This window comes from Enterococcus sp. M190262, assembly GCF_005843965.1.
In the GTDB taxonomy this organism is placed as follows: domain Bacteria; phylum Bacillota; class Bacilli; order Lactobacillales; family Enterococcaceae; genus Enterococcus_D; species Enterococcus_D gallinarum.
Genome location: NZ_CP040461.1, coordinates 1,505,001 through 1,522,906, shown reverse-complemented (window position 1 = coordinate 1,522,906; position 17,906 = coordinate 1,505,001). Strand labels below are relative to the sequence as shown.

The 17,906-nt window shown below is 39.4% G+C and carries 16 protein-coding genes, 3 tRNA genes, 1 rRNA gene and 1 pseudogene; 5 read left to right on the top strand and 16 right to left on the bottom strand.

Annotated features, from left to right (window positions below; genetic code table 11):
- Positions 1–7: 7 nt before the first annotated feature.
- Complete coding sequence (locus tag FE005_RS07160) at positions 8–838, bottom strand: DUF72 domain-containing protein (RefSeq protein WP_003127326.1); 831 nt, start codon at positions 836–838, stop codon at positions 8–10.
- 85 nt (positions 839–923) lie between these two features.
- Between FE005_RS07160 and FE005_RS07155 the strand changes: the two genes are divergently transcribed.
- The gene (locus tag FE005_RS07155; RefSeq protein ID WP_138371544.1) at positions 924–1,892 is read left to right on the top strand and encodes an asparaginase; all 969 of its coding nucleotides are present in this window, start codon (positions 924–926) and stop codon (positions 1,890–1,892) included.
- A 114-nt stretch (positions 1,893–2,006) separates the two neighbouring features.
- On the opposite strand, the gene FE005_RS07150 is transcribed toward FE005_RS07155, so the two are convergent.
- From FE005_RS07150 to FE005_RS07125, 6 genes are all read right to left on the bottom strand, one after another.
- Positions 2,007–2,765, bottom strand: a complete 759-nt coding sequence (locus tag FE005_RS07150) for an acyl-ACP thioesterase domain-containing protein (protein WP_138371543.1) — start codon at positions 2,763–2,765, stop codon at positions 2,007–2,009.
- Between the two features lie 15 nt (positions 2,766–2,780).
- Positions 2,781–3,611, bottom strand: a complete 831-nt coding sequence (locus FE005_RS07145) for a fructosamine kinase family protein (protein WP_138371542.1) — start codon at positions 3,609–3,611, stop codon at positions 2,781–2,783.
- A gap of 14 nt (positions 3,612–3,625) precedes the next feature.
- Positions 3,626–4,402 (bottom strand): tyrosine-protein phosphatase, encoded by a 777-nt coding sequence (locus FE005_RS07140; protein ID WP_005471589.1) that lies wholly within the window; start codon positions 4,400–4,402, stop codon positions 3,626–3,628.
- A 236-nt stretch (positions 4,403–4,638) separates the two neighbouring features.
- Positions 4,639–6,027 carry an L-cystine transporter gene (locus tag FE005_RS07135; protein WP_003127320.1) on the bottom strand — a complete coding sequence of 463 codons (1,389 nt, stop codon included), beginning with the start codon at positions 6,025–6,027 and terminating at the stop codon, positions 4,639–4,641.
- A gap of 338 nt (positions 6,028–6,365) precedes the next feature.
- Complete coding sequence (locus FE005_RS07130; protein WP_005471586.1) at positions 6,366–7,694, bottom strand: aminopeptidase C; 1,329 nt, start codon at positions 7,692–7,694, stop codon at positions 6,366–6,368.
- A 117-nt stretch (positions 7,695–7,811) separates the two neighbouring features.
- Positions 7,812–8,828, bottom strand: a complete 1,017-nt coding sequence (locus FE005_RS07125; protein ID WP_005471584.1) for an acyltransferase family protein — start codon at positions 8,826–8,828, stop codon at positions 7,812–7,814.
- A 217-nt stretch (positions 8,829–9,045) separates the two neighbouring features.
- Between FE005_RS07125 and FE005_RS07120 the strand changes: the two genes are divergently transcribed.
- Positions 9,046–9,423, top strand: coding sequence for a GntR family transcriptional regulator (locus tag FE005_RS07120; protein ID WP_138371541.1), 378 nt, complete (start codon positions 9,046–9,048; stop codon positions 9,421–9,423).
- On the top strand, positions 9,420–10,790 hold the full coding sequence (locus FE005_RS07115; RefSeq protein ID WP_138371540.1) for a PH domain-containing protein: 1,371 nt from the start codon (positions 9,420–9,422) through the stop codon (positions 10,788–10,790). The genes FE005_RS07120 and FE005_RS07115 overlap by 4 nt, the downstream gene beginning before the upstream one ends.
- A gap of 277 nt (positions 10,791–11,067) precedes the next feature.
- Here FE005_RS07115 and FE005_RS07110 read toward each other — a convergent pair whose 3' ends face one another.
- Both FE005_RS07110 and FE005_RS07105 read right to left on the bottom strand, forming a co-directional pair.
- Entirely contained in the window at positions 11,068–11,628 is a 561-nt protein-coding gene (locus tag FE005_RS07110) for a YdeI family protein (RefSeq protein WP_003127314.1), read from the bottom strand.
- A gap of 323 nt (positions 11,629–11,951) precedes the next feature.
- Positions 11,952–12,025, bottom strand: a tRNA-Asn gene (locus tag FE005_RS07105).
- Between the two features lie 174 nt (positions 12,026–12,199).
- Between FE005_RS07105 and FE005_RS07100 the strand changes: the two genes are divergently transcribed.
- Positions 12,200–12,272: transfer RNA gene (locus FE005_RS07100), tRNA-Thr, on the top strand.
- Between the two features lie 168 nt (positions 12,273–12,440).
- Here the strand turns inward: FE005_RS07100 and FE005_RS07095 are convergent.
- The 4 genes and pseudogenes from FE005_RS07095 to FE005_RS07080 all read right to left on the bottom strand — a co-directional run bounded on the left by FE005_RS07095 (position 12,441) and on the right by FE005_RS07080 (position 15,814).
- On the bottom strand, positions 12,441–12,878 hold the full coding sequence (locus tag FE005_RS07095) for a helix-turn-helix domain-containing protein (RefSeq protein ID WP_003127312.1): 438 nt from the start codon (positions 12,876–12,878) through the stop codon (positions 12,441–12,443).
- A gap of 3 nt (positions 12,879–12,881) precedes the next feature.
- Positions 12,882–14,453: an ABC transporter ATP-binding protein gene (locus FE005_RS07090; protein WP_138371539.1), complete on the bottom strand. Its 1,572-nt coding sequence runs from the start codon at positions 14,451–14,453 to the stop codon at positions 12,882–12,884.
- 347 nt (positions 14,454–14,800) lie between these two features.
- Positions 14,801–15,313: pseudogene (locus FE005_RS07085) on the bottom strand (ATP-binding cassette domain-containing protein); the annotation flags it as partial.
- A gap of 66 nt (positions 15,314–15,379) precedes the next feature.
- The gene (locus tag FE005_RS07080; protein ID WP_003127309.1) at positions 15,380–15,814 is read right to left on the bottom strand and encodes a universal stress protein; all 435 of its coding nucleotides are present in this window, start codon (positions 15,812–15,814) and stop codon (positions 15,380–15,382) included.
- Between the two features lie 527 nt (positions 15,815–16,341).
- Between FE005_RS07080 and FE005_RS07075 the strand changes: the two genes are divergently transcribed.
- Positions 16,342–16,686, top strand: a complete 345-nt coding sequence (locus tag FE005_RS07075) for an iron-sulfur cluster biosynthesis family protein (RefSeq protein WP_138371538.1) — start codon at positions 16,342–16,344, stop codon at positions 16,684–16,686.
- A gap of 100 nt (positions 16,687–16,786) precedes the next feature.
- Here FE005_RS07075 and FE005_RS07070 read toward each other — a convergent pair whose 3' ends face one another.
- The 3 genes from FE005_RS07070 to rrf all read right to left on the bottom strand — a co-directional run bounded on the left by FE005_RS07070 (position 16,787) and on the right by rrf (position 17,836).
- Positions 16,787–17,437, bottom strand: coding sequence for an HAD-IA family hydrolase (locus tag FE005_RS07070; RefSeq protein WP_138371537.1), 651 nt, complete (start codon positions 17,435–17,437; stop codon positions 16,787–16,789).
- Positions 17,438–17,638: 201 nt separating this feature from the next.
- Positions 17,639–17,712: transfer RNA gene (locus FE005_RS07065), tRNA-Asn, on the bottom strand.
- Positions 17,713–17,720: 8 nt separating this feature from the next.
- A 5S ribosomal RNA gene (rrf, locus tag FE005_RS07060) occupies positions 17,721–17,836 on the bottom strand.
- Positions 17,837–17,906: the final 70 nt, after the last annotated feature.

Here is a 17,906-nt window from a genome sequence, read left to right as displayed (position 1 = left end):
TAACTCCTCAAAATAGCTCCAATTGGCTAGGATTCAGTTGTTGGTAATCGATTTGCATGGCTTCGATCAACGCGCGGGCATTGTCCGCCGCATCACCGCCAGCATTATTGTTAAAAATAACAGCAACTTCTTGTGCGTGAGCCGCTGTTTCTTCGACTGCTTGACGTAGTTCACTTAATTCTTTCTCATTGTAGCGATAGAGCGTCCGATTCTTTTTGGCGTCAGGTCCGGTAGCTGTCCAACCAACATCATTTCTGCCATGAAAACGACATACGGCAAATGCCGGATTAGTCACTAGCGGTTCTAAAGGAACCGTAGTGGAGAGTTTCTTGGGCTCATCAACAATAACCAACGAGAACTTTTGCTTGCGCATATAGGCTTGCATCGAAGAGCGGAACTCTGGCTGATACCAACTATTGTCCCGCAGCTCGATTGCCACCGGATACGCTGCAAACCACTGACGTACTTCATCTAAATACGCCACACTTTCTTTCGTACACTTAAACCGGTTGGGAAATTGTGCCAGCAAACAATAAAGCCGGCCAGCATCCACCATAGGTTGAATCGCCTGCTTGAAAGCTGTTAGTGCTTCTGCCATAGACATACCTTCCGGCAAATCACCTTGTGTCGTTACGCTTTGATGCACTTTAAGAATAAAACGGAAGTTATCCGGTACCTGCGTCAACCAATTCCGCACATCCTTCTCTTTGGGTAAATAATGATAAGACGTATCCAGTTCAACCACAGGAAAGACACTGGCATATTCAAAAAGTTTTGATGTTTTTCTCTGAACAAGAGAACCATGTTCACTAAATGTCGTACAACCAATTCGAATCATTTTTCCTCACCTTGCTTGTTTTCTTATTTGATTAGTATACAATAGTTTTGGAGTTATGAGTAAAATAATCTTTGAGGTGACAAAAATGAAAAAAATCCTCGTTTTGCATACAGGTGGCACCATTGCCATGAAAGAAGATGTGTTGACCGGTGGTGTCAGTCCAGACGTCACAAACCCATTGATGGATGCCCCTATCCATATCGATGACGATGTTGAACTGATCGTTGAAGATATCTTTAATCTACCTAGTCCTCACATTGCACCTGAGCAAATGCTGCAAATCAAAGTACGCATCCAGTTGGCTCATTTAAGTGGAATCGATGGCGTAGTTGTCACTCACGGAACAGATACATTAGAAGAAACTGCCTTTTTTCTAGATACAACGATCGGCAATCAGCTGCCTATCGTCATTACAGGTGCCATGCGCTCCAGTAATGAAGTCGGTAGTGACGGTTTATATAATTTTGAAAGTGCCATTCGCGTAGCAAAATGTGATGATGCTCAAAAAAAGGGTGTTCTAGTCGTTATGAATGACGAAATCCACTCTGCTCGTTATGTCACAAAGACGCATACAACGAATGTTGCAACTTTTCGCACGCCAACACTAGGTCCCATTGGGCTGGTCACAAAAAATCGAATATTATTCATGCAGGAACTATTAGAGAGTCGCCAATTGGATGTTGATCGGGTCGATGGCTTGATTCCGATCGTTAAAGCCTATGCCGGCATGCATGGAGAACTTTTTGAGGCCTTAGCAGAATCCAATATCGATGGATTGGTCATTGAAGCCCTCGGAGCTGGCAATCTACCACCCCAAACATTACCGCCGCTAAAAAAATTACTGGCGAAACAAATCCCAGTCGTACTAGTCTCCCGCTGTTTCAACGGTATTGCCGAACCTGTCTATGGTTATTCTGGAGGCGGAAAAGAACTGCAGGAGATGGGAGTCATCTTTTGCAATAGCATCAACAGTCAAAAAGCCCGAATCAAATTGCTGATCGCCAAAAATCGTCGGCTGCCATTAGTTGAATTACACGACTTTATGGAAAACTGATTGCTGACTTTTTTAGAAACTAAACTGACAAAAAACCGCACCTTCGCTTGTTCTTAGCAACTGACCTTTTTTAAGAGAAGGTCAATCGCTAAGAACAGACGATTGTCAGTGCGGTTAGTTGTTTTCATTATTTTTTGTTCGTTCATGCCACTTCATTGCGGCTTCGCAGTACGTCGTCTCTCCGATTCTGATCTCATGTAATGTTTCCAAATGGTTCTCATCCCGAATCGTTTCAAAATGACTTTCTACCAAGTTCCCGTACTCAACTTCTCGGTCAAAACGAATCGTTATTTCCTTCACCTGATGCGTCGTCAAAAATTCATAGCCTAAAACATCCAGCAGCCAATTAAAATACATTGCATTGTTGACGTGCTGATTGCTGTCAATATCATAAAACCGAACCCGATAAGGTAAAAAATGTCCTTTTTCTGGGGAATTGATTTTAGGATAGCGCTTGATGCGCTTGATTTTCTCACTTTCAAAAGGAGCGACGATCTCATCTGGAACACTGCTGACTTTGCGTGTTGCCAAATCCATCAATGCAAAAACCGACTCGATCTTCACTAATTCATTTCCTTGGGCGTCGTGCAGCCAGAAATAGCGGTAGCAAAAATATTTATTGTATTCTTTTGCTTGTGTTGAGACCGTGATCTGTTCCCCGACCATCGGCAACCGATTGACCGTGATATGGTAAGTAGTAATGATCCATGTCAGTCCAAAAGAGCGAATGTATTCTGGCCCACGCTCCAATACTGCACTTTGCTCTTCGGATACTTTGATTGCCACTCCCAACATTGCTGGAAACGTCATTGTCTGATTGATATCGCACTCATAATAAGCGACTTCATGTTCTTTTTGATACTTTGCTACCATCTTGCCAAATGCCTCCTAATATCTACTCAAAATCTCATCTACATTATTGCCGTAACTTTCACCGAATAGATTCAAATGAACCAATAAATAGTACAACTGATACACAGGAACCCGCTCTTGCCAATCTTTTTCCAGTGGGAAGACTTGCTGATAGCGTTGGAAAAATTCCGGACGAAATCCGCCGAATAATTGCGCCATCGCCAGATCAAGTTCGCGATCACCAAAGGATACAGCCGGATCAATGAAAACTGGATCACCCTTCTGATCAAACAGCACATTGCCGCGCCAAAAGTCACCATGCAGTAAAGAAGGTTGAACCTGTCGACCTGACCACTCTTGATACAGCGTTTCTTTCAGATTTAGGTACTTATCTTCTCGGCGAGGATTCCAATGATTTCCTAACTTGGCCAATTCCACCTGAACGTCTAAGCGGCACGTGGTATAAAAACTCACCCAATCCTCTGCCGCGGGATTCACCTGCGGCAATAAGCCAATAAAGTTGTCCTGTTCAAATCCAAACGTTGGGCTTGTTTGCCGATGGATCTCAGCTAAAGCAGTGGCGATCGACTCTTGATCACCTTCACCAACATCGATCCATTCTAGCAAAAGGTAGGCGCCATGTTCGTTATCTCCATATTGATAAACGGCGGGTACGCGAACATAGGGACGTAATTGTGCCAGTCCTGCTGCTTCTGCTTGAAAAAACTGCTGGGATACTCCTGGATGATACTTCAAGAAATACTGTCTTTCTTCTGACCACAACCGGAACGTCTGATTCACGTCACCCCCGCTGATTGGCGTTAATGTTCCGGATAACCCAAACTGGGCAAGCAATTCCTGATTCATGTTGGACACATCCTTTACTCGGTAAAGTGGGCGTGAAAATACTCTTTTTCGTCTTTTGTGATTGCCAGTCCTTCTTTTAAATACTGATCCACCGTGCCAAATTCTTTTTTGATCGCTGCTAAACTTTCATCAAGAAAACTTTCTTTTGCACTCATCAATGTGGTGATGGCTTCAAGAACTTCAGGCGGCATTTGCTGCGCCATAGGGGCAAATTTTTCTTTTAAAAAAGGCCCCAGATAGCGATTCGTTGCCAGATAGTCTTGTTTGATAGTTGATTGATCCACCTCTAATAAAGATAAGAGCAGAAATGCCCCGAAGCCTGTTCGATCTTTCCCTGCTGTACAATGAAATAGGGTTGCTCCTGCTTCCGCATTTTCTAATACCAAGTCAAAAAAATGACGGTATTGCTTTCGAGCATGCGGACTTTCGACAAAGTGGCGATATACCTTCTTCATCTGATCTTCTGCATCATCCCCATCTGCCAGCTTTTGCTTCAATGTCTCTGGTGATAAGGAAACCATCGTTTCATCTTCGCTAAAAATCGGCAAAAAGAACTGCTGGGCATAACGGATTGGCTGATCTGGCTGTGCTTTGGCTTCTTCATAGGAACGAAAATCAATGATTTGATTGATGCCATAGTTGCTCAATGTTGCTTGATCTGTCTCAGACAGCTCATTGATCGCGGCACTACGAATCAGTTTTTTCCGCTTAATGGTCTTCCCTGATGTCGTTTTATAACCGCCTAATTCTCTGACATTTGCTGCATTTTCTAACTGAATCAGTTGTGTCATCTTGATCCCTCCTGCGCCTGTATACAAAAAGTATAGCAGAAACCCATAAAAAAAGCGGTGAATATTTCTTTATTATTCTCTCATCTACTAAAGATAGCGGTCAGAGTAGGCCATAATGACACATAATAACAATAGTGACTCTGATTTTTGGTCACAAAAAAAGAAAGACCACACGCAGTCTTTCTTAATAAACACTCTTTTGTTATCACTTGATTTAGTAGCGGCTTCTACTTGAATCAATCGGCATCAATCACAGCTGTTTGACTTTCAAGTGTTGCACGATCTAGTTCATGGATACGACTGCTAGTCACCACACCGGCAACCATGCTGTCACTGACATTAACCAGTGTTCGAGCCATATCGATCAGTGGTTCAACAGAAATGACTAGACCAACGATTGCGATCGGCAAGTTCATTGATCCTAAAACGATCAATGAAGCAAAGGTTGCCCCACCGCCGACACCAGCAACACCAAAAGAACTGATGGTTACGACCGCCACCAAAAGCAGGATAAACTGCCAATCAAAGACATTGATTCCTACCGTAGGCGCTACGATCGTGGCTAACATCGCCGGATACACACCAGCACAGCCGTTTTGTCCAATTGACAAGCCAAAGCTACCAGCAAAATTGGCGGTTGCTTCGTCGACACCTAGCGCTTTTGTTTGCGTTTCGATATTCAATGGCAACGCACCGGCACTTGAGCGTGAAGTAAATGCAAAACTTAACACTGGAAAAGCTTTCTTGAAATAAGTAATTGGATTGACTTTTACACTCGCTAACAACAAGGAATGAACGAGCAAGACAATGATCAATGCTGCATAAGAAGCTAAAATAAATTTCCCAAGATTTAGGATCGCTTCGAAATCACTTGATGCTAGAACATTTGTCATCAACGCCAATACACCATAAGGAGTCAACCGCAACACAAGTGTGACGATTCGCATCACGATCTTGTACAAGCTATCCATTAGATCAGCAAACGTTTGCGCCTCTTTCGGGGCTTTTTTCTTCACCCCTAAGTAGGCAATCCCTACAAAAGCAGAAAAAATTACCACTCCAATCGTACTCGTTGAACGTGTCCCAGCTAGATCGGCAAAAACATTATTCGGAATAAAGGATACGATCTGTTGAGGAATTGACAAGTCTTGGACTTGGGTAGAACGTTCTGCCAACTCAGCGATCCGTGCGGTCTCCGCTGCGCCTTCAGTAAAACTCGCACCGTCTAAACCAAACAACATAACCATCACGATTCCGATCAGTGCAGCGATTGCTGTCGTGCCCAACAAAGTAGCCAACACAGTAAAGCTGATTTTTTTGATTTTTTCGCTTTCTTTCATCTTGGTAAATGCCCCGACGATCGAAACAAAAACCAATGGCATGATCAACATTTGCAGCAGTGCTACATAGCCGTTCCCCACCATTGTGATCCACTCTAGTGATTGGGTGATCACTTCCGAGCCAGTTCCAAAGATCGCCTGTAAGATACCCCCAAAAAGTATCCCGACAAACAACGCTGTAAACACTCGTGTAGAGAATTTCAGATGACGCTTTTGCATCAGGTAGAACCCATAAATAAGGGCAGCAAAAATAAGTACAACAATAACTATAAACAGATTTGTCATTAGTCTCCTCCTTTAACATTAAGTAAAATGACAAAGTCTGTCAGTGGAAGTAAAGGTTCCCAGTGACCATTCTTCAACAGTTCACTCTAATGAGACGTGTGGCATCATTAGTGACTGTTCTATTTTATAGAAAGAATGGCGATCTTACAATTAATAAGTTTCACATTTTTCTGCTAAAGATCATAAAAATGGACAAAAAAAGCTGTGACAGCGCAGCTAATAAACGGTCCATCAAACAAATTGGTCTATCTGATAGAAAATGAACCGTTTCTATCTCAGTCCTCGTAAAATTTGTTCGATCGTCTCTTAACATACGCTCACAGCTTTTCATTTCTTCATTATGCTAAAGCTCCCATAGGGTCCCAAGGAGCTAAGACTTGCGGCTCTGCTTCAAAAGCAGCGAGTTGTTCGGCCGTCAAAAATTCCTTGCGAACAACGATTTGATAGGTGTACTCATCCATCCATTCATCACTCATTACAAAAAATCCATTGGTACCGACTTTTTCTCCCCAGCTGTTTTCGACTTTCCATTTTGTTGATTTGCCATCAACAATGTCCACACCAGTCAAGACCATCGCATGGGTCATCAGACTTTCACCATAATCTAAACGTTGAGCTTTCGTCATCGTGAAATCGATATCGAATAAGTCGTTCATATCATACGCATCCAATGCCATGATTCCAGAATCACGGGTAGAAGATTGCCCAACATCACAGCCAAACCAGACAGATTCTCCTTGTTCTAATTGGGCAATCGCCAATTTTTTGAATGTTTCCATATCCACATTCAAATATTTCACTTCTTTACCTCCAACAACGTTCCCCAACATTTCCACTGTATAGGACTTGTTATAAGGTTTGTCAGCAGTAGGGGCGTTGATGATGCTTACATAATCATCCAGATCTACCCCTACATATTTGTCATAAAATGTTTGCGGCGTCAGTCCGCGATCAATATGATAATTTTTCTCTTCATCACGGTATTCAAAGTCAAACGTTTCTGGTGGAGTCCCCAAAGAAGTCGCTAAGAAATTGTAGATTTCTTGTAGCATCCCTTCTTTTGCTTCTTGAATAGCTGCTTCGGATTGTCCATCCGCCACTAATTGGCGCAATGTCCCAGCATCTTTGCGCAATTTTTTGTTCAAGTAGTTGTTCAAGTCACGGGAATTCGATGAATTACTGCTTTCTGGCATCACTGCTTTTGGCACGACACCATATTTTTGAAAGATCGACACGATCATATCCCATTGTCCGCCATCTTGTTGGGGTGTTTGCAGCAAGAAAGCAACCTTGCGGCTAGATAAAGGCTCTTGTGCTGTTGCCAAGACATTTTCATAAAAATAGTTGGCTTTTTCATATTTATCCCAGAAAAAAGTATGGTTCTGTGACAATTCAAAGTCCTTCAAATTAAAGGCATTCAACATTTTGTGACGGAATGTGTTCAATGCTGCAAACATCCAGCAGCGACCTGATTGTTTTTGGTTTGACACTTTGCCAGTCGTCACATCAACTGAAAAGACTGGTACATTGTTGACATGGCCTTGAATCGTTTCTGCTGAAGCAGTGATCCCGTTTTTGACCACGCCTCTTTGCAGTGCATTTTGCTTGTTATTTTGCTGATACGCTTCAGCAAATTTTTCAGTAGTATTTTTGGAAATTTCTGACATATTTCTCCATCCTTTCACTTTATTCTCTTCATTTTACTCTTGTCCAAATCAAATAACAACCGCCTGAGCAAAAGTCTGGCAGATCCAAACTTGCGAAGGCGGTGTTTCCATTTAGATTCAGTTCGCAATCATGAAGATACCCAAGCCCAATAGGACAAAAGAAATCCCTTCTTCAAAACGGGCGTAGAACTGTCGAACAGGTCTGCTGGCTAATAGGATCGTCAGTAAAACACTGACGACGATCAACGCCATAAATCCGAGCAGTGACAAGTTTAGTTCAGTGATTGCCAATGCTCTCAATCCCTTAATAAAGATCCCTTGCAGCAAATAGACTAACAGTGTGTTCTTGCCCCATTTGGTAAAAAACAGCTGTTGCCGCGGGACGAGTCGCAGAAAGCCAATGATCCCCAGCAGTCCAATCACAAAGAACACCCCTCGTAATGGTCCTCCGAACAATGGATAGCTCAGATAGTCTTCATAAGGTTTCGAGCCAAAGACCATGTACTTATTCATCCCATGGAAAAGCGCAATAAACAAGTAGATAATCGGCAAGAAAACCAGACTGATTTTTTTTATTCGTGTTCCTTGTAAAAACTGCATCTCATTTTTAGGAAAATAAAAACCGATGATAAAAAATGGTAGAAAGACAAATGTCCGCTGCAGTGTCAGAACTTGATTAATAAAAGGGAGGTAACCAGCAAAAATGCTCAGCAGCACACTAAGCAAGATGGCTTTTCTGGCAGTCATTTTCTGAAAAAAGACGAGGGAAAGCTGCCAAAAGAACATGCTGAGTAAGAACCACAATGCCCATTGAGGGTTGAGCAGCTGAATATTCAACGACGCGTCAAGTCCAATCACCCAGTAATAAACTGTATAAAAAAGTTGAAAAAACACATAAGGAAGTAGAAACTTTTTGACCAGATCTCGAACTTTTGAACCTTTTGTGAGCGGTTTGGCAAAATAACCTGCTAAAAAAACAAAGGCTGGCATATGAAAGGTAAAAATAAAATAGTACAGATCATGATAAAACTTGTGATCACCAATGAATGGTTGCAATAAGTGGCTGAAAACCACTAAAATCATTAATAAAAATTTTGCATTATCGAAGTAAGCCGTCCTCGGGGAGTGGCTCATAATGTCTCCTCCTTTATTTTTTCTAACTAAAAGCATACCGTAAAATTCAGTCACTGCGATAACAAAGTGATTGCAAAACAGCAACGAAAAATTTCAGTTTATTACTCCTAATGCTGCGAAGTGAGTTCCTTATAGAGAGGATGATTATTGATTGCATGTTCCATCTATTTGTATTAATATAGATAATACAAAGGAGAGAGCGCCAGTGCAATTCTAAATCAAACCTCAAAGCAATACACCCATCTATCAACAATTACGCGATCAAATCATTCTTGGGATCGCAACAGGCGAATTAGCTGTCGGCGAACTACTTCCCTCTGTCCGTCAACTTGCAGAAGAGATTGGCATCAACACGATGACTATTTCTAAAGCCTATAATTCACTGAAAGAAGACGGGCTGCTGATTACCGATCGGCGCAAAGGAACTGCTGTCGCAGCGCCTCGCAGCTTTACCTTCTCCGAAGAGGAATATTATCAACAACAGCTGCAGCTGCAAGTAGCCTCTGCATTGATTCACGGAAAAAGCGAAGCAGCGATCATTGCCGATATTCAGCAATGTTTAGAACAGTTTTCTGAAAGGACCGAATTGAAATGAATTACATTTTCTTTGGCATAAATCTGATCGTCATTTTTTCTATCGCTTTTACAATGAATCTGCTCAGTAAGCCCCACAAAAACGTATTATTGGAAAATACATTATCTCCTGATCACTTGCAGCATCCGGACGTTTTGGCGTTAGTTTCTGAATACCGCCGCCGTATTATGCAGTTTGTCGGTATCTTAAGTGTAGCAAGTCTGATTTTTTTGTTCAATTTATATGACTCTATCCTCATGACCTTTTTCTGGCTGCTCTTGTTTTTGCTTCTGGGGGCAAGCTACGTCTTACAAATTCATTATATTGGAAAAATGCACGAACTAATTGAGCATAAGAACTGGGGACTCCCTATCGATCCTGTTTTAGTAGACACCAAATTGATCCAGCAAAAAAATAGAAAACTGTTGCCATTAGTCAGTTTTCTTCCATCATTGTTATTAGTCATTGCTGGTGTAATTTATTTCCCTACCGTGGAGAACGGACCCGGTTGGCTATTCAGCCTCATCAACTGCTTGATCTTTTTGCTTTTCCTCTATTTATGGCAAGTGATTCGCCGCTTACCGGTACGTCCATTGACGAAGGATTTTCAAATCAATCAACAGTTCAATGATTTAACGAAATTCTATTGGTCCCTTCTGGTCGTCTTAATGAGCACGGGCACACTGCTATTGTTTTTTGTTCCACTGCTCTCGACCCAGTTGACGGGGATAGTTGGAGAGTTATCCGCTGTTCTTTTCGTCTTGTTACTGGTCTTCTTGATGGTCGTTCCTTTTGGGCTATTGCTGCGATTACGAAAAAAACAAGATCAATTGTTGGCTTCTACGGAACAACGGTATTATGATGAAGACCGTTATTGGCGTTATGGCGTGTACATTAATCCAACAGATCCTCGATTATTTGTCCCTGACCGCGTGGGGTTGAATATCGGTATCAATTTAGGCAAAAAGACCGGAAAAGGTTTCGCAATCGGCACCGGCATTCTGATGATCGCGATCATGGTTGTCACTATCGTTCCTTTGTATCAATTAGATTTTAATCCTGATGCAATAAGTGGAGAGATGACAGATCAATCCGTACAGTTTGATGCCCCATTAGCTAGCCGAAAAACGATTCCGTTGGATGAAATCAGAACAGTCACGCTTGTTGATACACTTCCAGAGCCAACGGTTCGCACAATGGGGATGGCGACAGATCATTACCTGACAGGCAACTTTAACGTTGCTGGTCAATCTGCGAAACTATTCATGGACAAACGATCGCAACCCATTCTCCGGCTCTCGACAGCCGATATCACGATCTACTACACGAACAAAGATGCCTCTGAGACCGTCAAACTGTATGAGACTCTGGAGCAAAAGCTTCAGTAGGCAATAAGAAGATATTTAGCAAGCAAGACAAACAAGCGAAGCGACCCCTGCAATTAGTAAAAATTGCCCGAGTCGCTTCGCTTGATTTTTCATGCTTCTTAGCTATCAGGACTGTGCCATAAGTCATCATCCAACAAGTTAAACCGAATAATAGTCTGTTGCTAGGATAGATTCCTCTGACTTTTGCGACGAGGAGTCCCTGCACCGCAGGAGCAATAATCATTAATGTTCGGATAGTTTTACTTGTAGGAGACTTATGGCACAGTCCCAAAAATCACTACATTGGTTTCAGATTCTTCGCTAGCCGTTCGATCATCCAAGACAAACGCTTTTCGCGTCCAGTGTCGGTTTTTGCATCATAGTATGCCCGCGTGTAGGTCTTTTTGACAGAGAGAGACATTGCTTGGAAATTTGTATAAGCTGCCTCATGTTTCTTTAATAAGCTTGCTACGGTATAGATTTGTTCCTCCGAAATCTTTGGAGACTGAACCGCATCCCATTGACCGTTTTTCTTGGCCTCTTCTATTTTTCTTCGACCATAATCAGTCATTAGTCCTTGGCTTTCCAATGTTTCAGCTAGTGCTTTGTTTTTTTCTGACCACTTGCTGTTCTTTCTGCGCCTCGCAAAGTATTTCTTGTATGTTTTATCATCAATCTTTTGCATGACGCCATCGATCCAGCCAAAACAAAGCGCTTCTTCAAGTGCCTCGTGAGCCTTTATCGTCTTAGGACCGCCAGCTTTTCCGATCAAAAGCCAAACCCCTTCACTTGATACACCATACTCTTGAAGCCAGTCACGAAATTCATTTCTATTTGTAAATGTAATGCTGTTGTCCATAGAATCCCTCTCATCTTCTTTATCCACTTTGGACACCTTTTTAAGGAAACTGGGTCTTGACTTGCGCAATAGTCGAATGAGTCATTTTCCAATAAATCACTGTGGGGTAGGTCAACATATAAGCATCGTAAAGCAGCAGACAACTATCGAGTCTCTGAAATAAAGTGACTTCCCTATGTCGACTGCTTTGCTTATCCAAAAAACAAGTAGCCGCAAGGAGATAAACTGTTGAATCTATCTATAAAGCAAAACCCCCTGAAATTCAGGGGGTTTTGCTTTACCCATCCATCATCTTTTCATCAATGGGGACGTTTTATTTATGACTCCGGCAGTAGGACTCGAACCTACGACATCATGATTAACAGTCATGCGCTACTACCAACTGAGCTATGCCGGAAGAATCTACCTGTAATATAGCAAATATTCAGATAAGTTGGCAAGTGAAAAAAGAAATTTTTGCTTCTTTGTCTTGTTGTTCACCTTTTTTGACAAAAAATCCCAGTACTCTTGAAAAAATGGAATTGACAAACAGCAGGCTTTCAGGTATTCTATATCTTGTGTTAAATAACAAGCCGCTTTAGCTCAGTTGGTAGAGCGCATCCATGGTAAGGATGAGGTCGACGGTTCAAGCCCGTCAAGTGGCTTTCTCAAAACAACGTTCTTGGGACGTTGTTTTTTTGTTTGCAGTTAGCACCGATTATTTTCAGTTGCTCATTATTTCAACAACGAAAATGATAAACGGTCCCTGCATTGCATCACTATTTCACACTGTTCATTATGTTCATTTGAACAATCATAAATATCAATGATTCTCAAGAATAACTTCTTAGCCTATTATTTATCCAGTCACCAAAACTAGCTACGTATTCTATAGGGCCTTGTATTATTACTCTGGCTTGTTCTTTAGAAATTGCCTGATAAAAGAACTGTCGGTTTTCTCCATCGTATACATTGTTATATTGATTCAACAAATCATTTTTTAAATTTTCAACTAACCTCATACTAGAGATTGGAATATTAATGACGAGTATTGAACCCGTTTTAAAATGATTCTCGTTTTCAAAAAAATTAGTAACAGGGTTCTCAACTGACTGACCTATAAAACGATACACTTCGGATTTCAAAAATTTCCATTGTCCACCAATCTTTTGCCCTTTTAATTTACCATCAGACAAGTAGTTTCTAATAGTTCTTGTAGTTACTCCCAATGCATCCGCAACTTCAGATACACTTAGCAAATCGTGATTCATAGTTTATCTCCTTACATTAATAATTTTGTTCGCGTATTTCTTGAATGATTTATCATGGGTTGTATATAAAATAATTTTCTCTTGTGATTTGATTGTAATGAAATTCAATATTGCATTTGCAGATTCTTTATCTATATTACTAATGCTTTCATCTAAAATATATAATTCTGCATCAGATATAATTAATCTACATACTGCAATTCTTTGTTTTTCTCCTCCAGATAAATTCGCACCATTTTCTAATAATACACTATCCCAATGCTTTTCTTTAAATATCGGACTTAAAATACCAGATGTTTCAATCAAATATTTTTCATCTCTGGTTAGTTTTCTTCCCATTCCTATATTGTTTTCTAATGACGTAGACAAAATCGTTGGATCTTGTGAAATATAAGCAATTTTATTCCTTAAACTTGAATTTTCCAAGCTGTTAATTTCTAATCCATTGATCTTTATTCCTTTAGATTTTCTAAATTTCAACATCAGTCTCAATAGAGAAGTTTTTCCACTACCAGAATCTCCTTCTATATAAACTATATCCCCTTTATTCACTACTTCTTTTAAATTATAATTAAAAATTTGTTTATTTATTAAAAATGATGGGAAATTAAACTCAATATTGTTTATATTTTGTATTTCTATTTCCCCATTTTCTTCACGTAATAAGTCAAGATTATTCTTAATGAACTCATTAGAAATAGTTAAAGATTTATAATCTACATTTGCCTTAGATAAATCACTTAAAGCGGAATAATACATTGGAATAACAATACTTAGAATAATTAAATTTCCCACAGGAAATTCATTTTGAACAATTAATATACTCGCCCAAATATAAGTCATATTTTGAACCAATTGATTAATAAAGACAATAGCATTACTAGTAACTTGTGCATATTTATTATTATTTGCTAATGAATCATACATTGCAATCATCTTTGGTTTAAGCAGATGTTCTAATGCAGATACATTAGCTTGGGATTTTATATTATCCACATTTGATAATGTCACAATTAAATCTTTATTTGCACTTGCAGCATCTTTTTGCATTTTTTCCATTCTAATAGATAATTGCTTGTTAATATGCTTAAAGCCAACTAAATTTAAAGGAAGTAATATCAATAAGAGCAAAAAAATTTTCCATGATATAAATCCAACAATTCCTAGAGATAACAAAATTACAAAACATGACTTTACTATAGTCGATACACTATTAATCAAAAATAAATATAAAGAATCCACTGAAGTAAATATACGATTAATTAAATACGTGGGTTCTTTTTCAATAAAACCATCATAAGAAATTTTAGTCAGCTTACTTATCAGTTTGAACAAATAATTCGAATTAAACTTTGCTGCAAAATTTTCTCTATACACGAGCATGAAAGTCTGCAATAAGAAAGAAAACAACATAACTATAAATATAAAGAGCATTATCTCATAGGTTAGTTTGATCTTATTTTCATTAAAATATTGTATGAATAGAGGAGTAATCATTGATGTTAAAGAGCCAATAACAACTAATAGACTGGTTATTAATACAAATTGCTTATTTTCTTTTAGAACATTTTTCATATTTTTTCCTCTTTTTCGTTTTATTTTTCATAATTGTACTCTTTATCATTTATAAATGTCAATTATTTTCCTTTAATTAGGAAAAAATACGAAAAAACAAAACGACACTTCAATTAGAAAATATACGAACACCTGCCTTGAATAAAGCAACTACAAACTATTTAAATAGTACGTGTGGGAAATTAGTTGGAAGTGGGAAATTAAATAGTTACGGAAAACAGGAAAATGGAGAGTTATTGCAGAAAAAATAAACTAGCATAAACATTCCCAGCTTATTTCGTATTCAGACCTTGCTGCTCTCCAGTTAGTCGTAGTTAGTCTATTTACTCCGTATACGGTGAAATCACTTATCTGATTTTATAACCATTACTAAGTACGATTACTTCATCAACAATTTCCAGATTTTTCGGACGATGGGTAATCATAAGGACGATCCTATTCTTAAATATTTTCATTACTTCTTTGAGCAACTTTTCTTCGGTTGATTCATCCAATGCCGAAGTGGCCTCATCTATCACTATTATCTCTGCAGTAGAAAAGAACATTCTCGCAAACGCAATACGCTGCTTCTCTCCACCAGAAATATTAGAACCTTTTTCACCAATTCGTGTATCTAATCCTTCTTCAAGTGAATGATAAAAATGTCCTAATTGACATTTCTCTAGTGCCTCTATTACTTGAATATCTGGTATATTTTTGTCAAAAACAATATTTTCTTTTAATGTTCCCTGAAAAATAGGAGCATCTTGTGAGAGATAGAAAATATGATCGTAGTATTCATTTAAATTATACGAAGATAAATTCTTATGATTCACAAAAATATCTCCACTAGTGGGTTTGAATAATCCCAATATAACTTTCATCAAATAAAAAAGGGAAATCAGCAGTTACCTGATTTCCCTTTTTTGATCAAACAAATCAATAGTTTATTTCACAACAAATACCGAACATTTTGCATGGTTGACGACATAGTCAGTTGTCGATCCCACTACAGCTCTTGTGAGAGTTCCTTTACCCGTCGCACCAATCACGATTAGATCAATTGGATAAGTTTCTGTTGCTGCATGGATGATAAATCGCTTAGGGTCTCCTACCTCTACGATCACCGCAACGTCTTCGACACCATGGTTATTTGCATCATAGATTTTCTTTAGCATCTCGGTTTCAACCCTCGTCTTTTCCTGTTCAAATAGCTTTGAAAAAGAATAAGCACTCGTTGAAAGCTCTGCATTGTTAATGATTGAAAGGACATACAGTTTGGCTTTGTTTCGTTTGCAAATATCGACAGCTTCCCAAAAGGCCTTTTCTGATTGCTCAGAACCATCTAACGCAACGAGAACATTTTGACATGTACGCAACATTTTTATCCCCTCCTCTTTAGTTTACCACATTCAAGTGACAGCTGAAAGATTCACGAATGAACTGCTTTGTTATTTTTATTTTTTCTGTTCCAATTGCATGCAATATATGTTTTTTTACTTCATTTCCCATGAATAAACCTTAAACATCTACAAAGATTTCTAGAATTTCATTCAAACAGGCTCTTTCATGCTAGAATCATAGTGAACAACTGATTTGAGGTGAAGACAATGCGTCAATTCTTTCAAGCCCTGTTAACTTTTATTCTGTATATTGGTCTTTTTTTCGTGATTCTCGGATTGATAGCCTACTTCTTACTACGATAGGAACGAAATAACACCTGAGTCTTTGCATCTTAGCATTTCCATGTTAAAATAACAAAAGAAGCATTGTGCCCTTTTAGTCGTCTTCCCCAAGCTAACTATCTGGTCCAATGCTTTTCGTTATCTGTTTATAAGTTTTTTATGTTCAAGTCAATCAGCCAACAAAGAAAAATAGCAATTGCTTTTATAGAAAGAAGGTACTAGAAATGGAGCTAACGATTACCACAGAAGCAGCACAACGTCTTCCACAAGGTACAACTCAATTTATCTTGACAGCCAATGATGGTTCCAACCAGTTTTCCTCTGCTGAAGGCTGCTGTATGATTGGCGAGCGTTTCTTGATCGCACCTATTGAAGAAATCATTGTTCCTTTTACATTAGAGATCACTAGCAATTTGTTTACTTTCTATACTTCTGAGTACGACACAATGTTTTTAACTGGTCACCTCGAGTTAATGGTGCATCCGACTTCCGGCACCCTCGTTTTGAAAAATGAGAGTGGCTATCTGGATAATAATGTCTTAGTCCTAAAAACCACTACCATCCAATAACATTCATGAGCTTAAAAAAGAGTCGAAGTAAGTCCCGCTACTAATCAAACATCGCGAGGATAATCACCTTTCTTCCTCTGTTCTAAGCTCTTTTTTGCATTTATTTTCCAGCATGATCCATTCTGATCAATTCCAGCAAATCTAGTGGTTTTTCTGCCAAAGCGACTGCTCCTGCAGAAAGTAGTTCTTCCTCACTACCAAATCCATAAAGAACACCGATCGCGGATAACCCATTGGCTTTTGCTCCTAGAATGTCATGGCTTCGATCACCAATCATTAAGGCACTTGTATTGCCATCCGCCTTCTCTAGTGCATATGCAAGGACTGCCGCTTTTTCTCCCCGCTTATTTTCAAGATCAGCTCCGTAAATTCCTTTGAAGTAATCTGTAAAATCTAAGTAACTTAAAATTTCTTTTGCGAATATCTCTGGTTTTGACGTAGCAATGAAGACATCATGTGTTTCCGAAAGTTCAGCCAAAGTGGTTTCGATTTTTTCGTAAGGCGTAATCTGAAACATCCCTTTTTCTCGATAATTCTCCCGATAATAATTCACAGCACGCTGCGCAGTCTCTTCTGTAAAGCCCAGCTCACGAAAAGAATTAATCAGTGGTGGACCAACAAAGGCTCTCAATCCATCGGTTGAGAGAGGTTCATGTCCCAATTTTTCCAGTGCATAGCGAATCGAAGAATAGATCCCTTCGCTAGAATCAATGATCGTACCATCTAAATCAAAAAATAATTGTTGTTTCATGTCATCTCCCCTTTTCCTTATTATAGGAAAAAAAGGACTCTCCCGCAAACGCTTCTTTTTTGAAACATTCGACAAATCGACTGATCTTTGGGTTCCTCAAAATAATTTTAACTTTTATCTGCAAAAAAAGAGCGATCTTTCCGCTAGTAGAAAGATTGCTCCAAAATGGCAAAAAAAAGATAGCTTCACAGCTATCGATAACTCCGGCAGTAGGACTCGAACCTACGACATCATGATTAACAGTCATGCGCTACTACCAACTGAGCTATGCCGGAATGAAACAGCGTGGCGACGTCCTACTCTCACAAAGGGAAACCCTTCACTACAATCGGCGCTAAGAAGCTTAACTTCTGTGTTCGGCATGGTTACAGGTGTATCCTTCTCGCTATCGCCACCACACTATTCAATTGAGTAAGTATTGCTCACTCAAAACTGGATCGAAGAATCAAAACTCTTCCGAGTTTCCTTG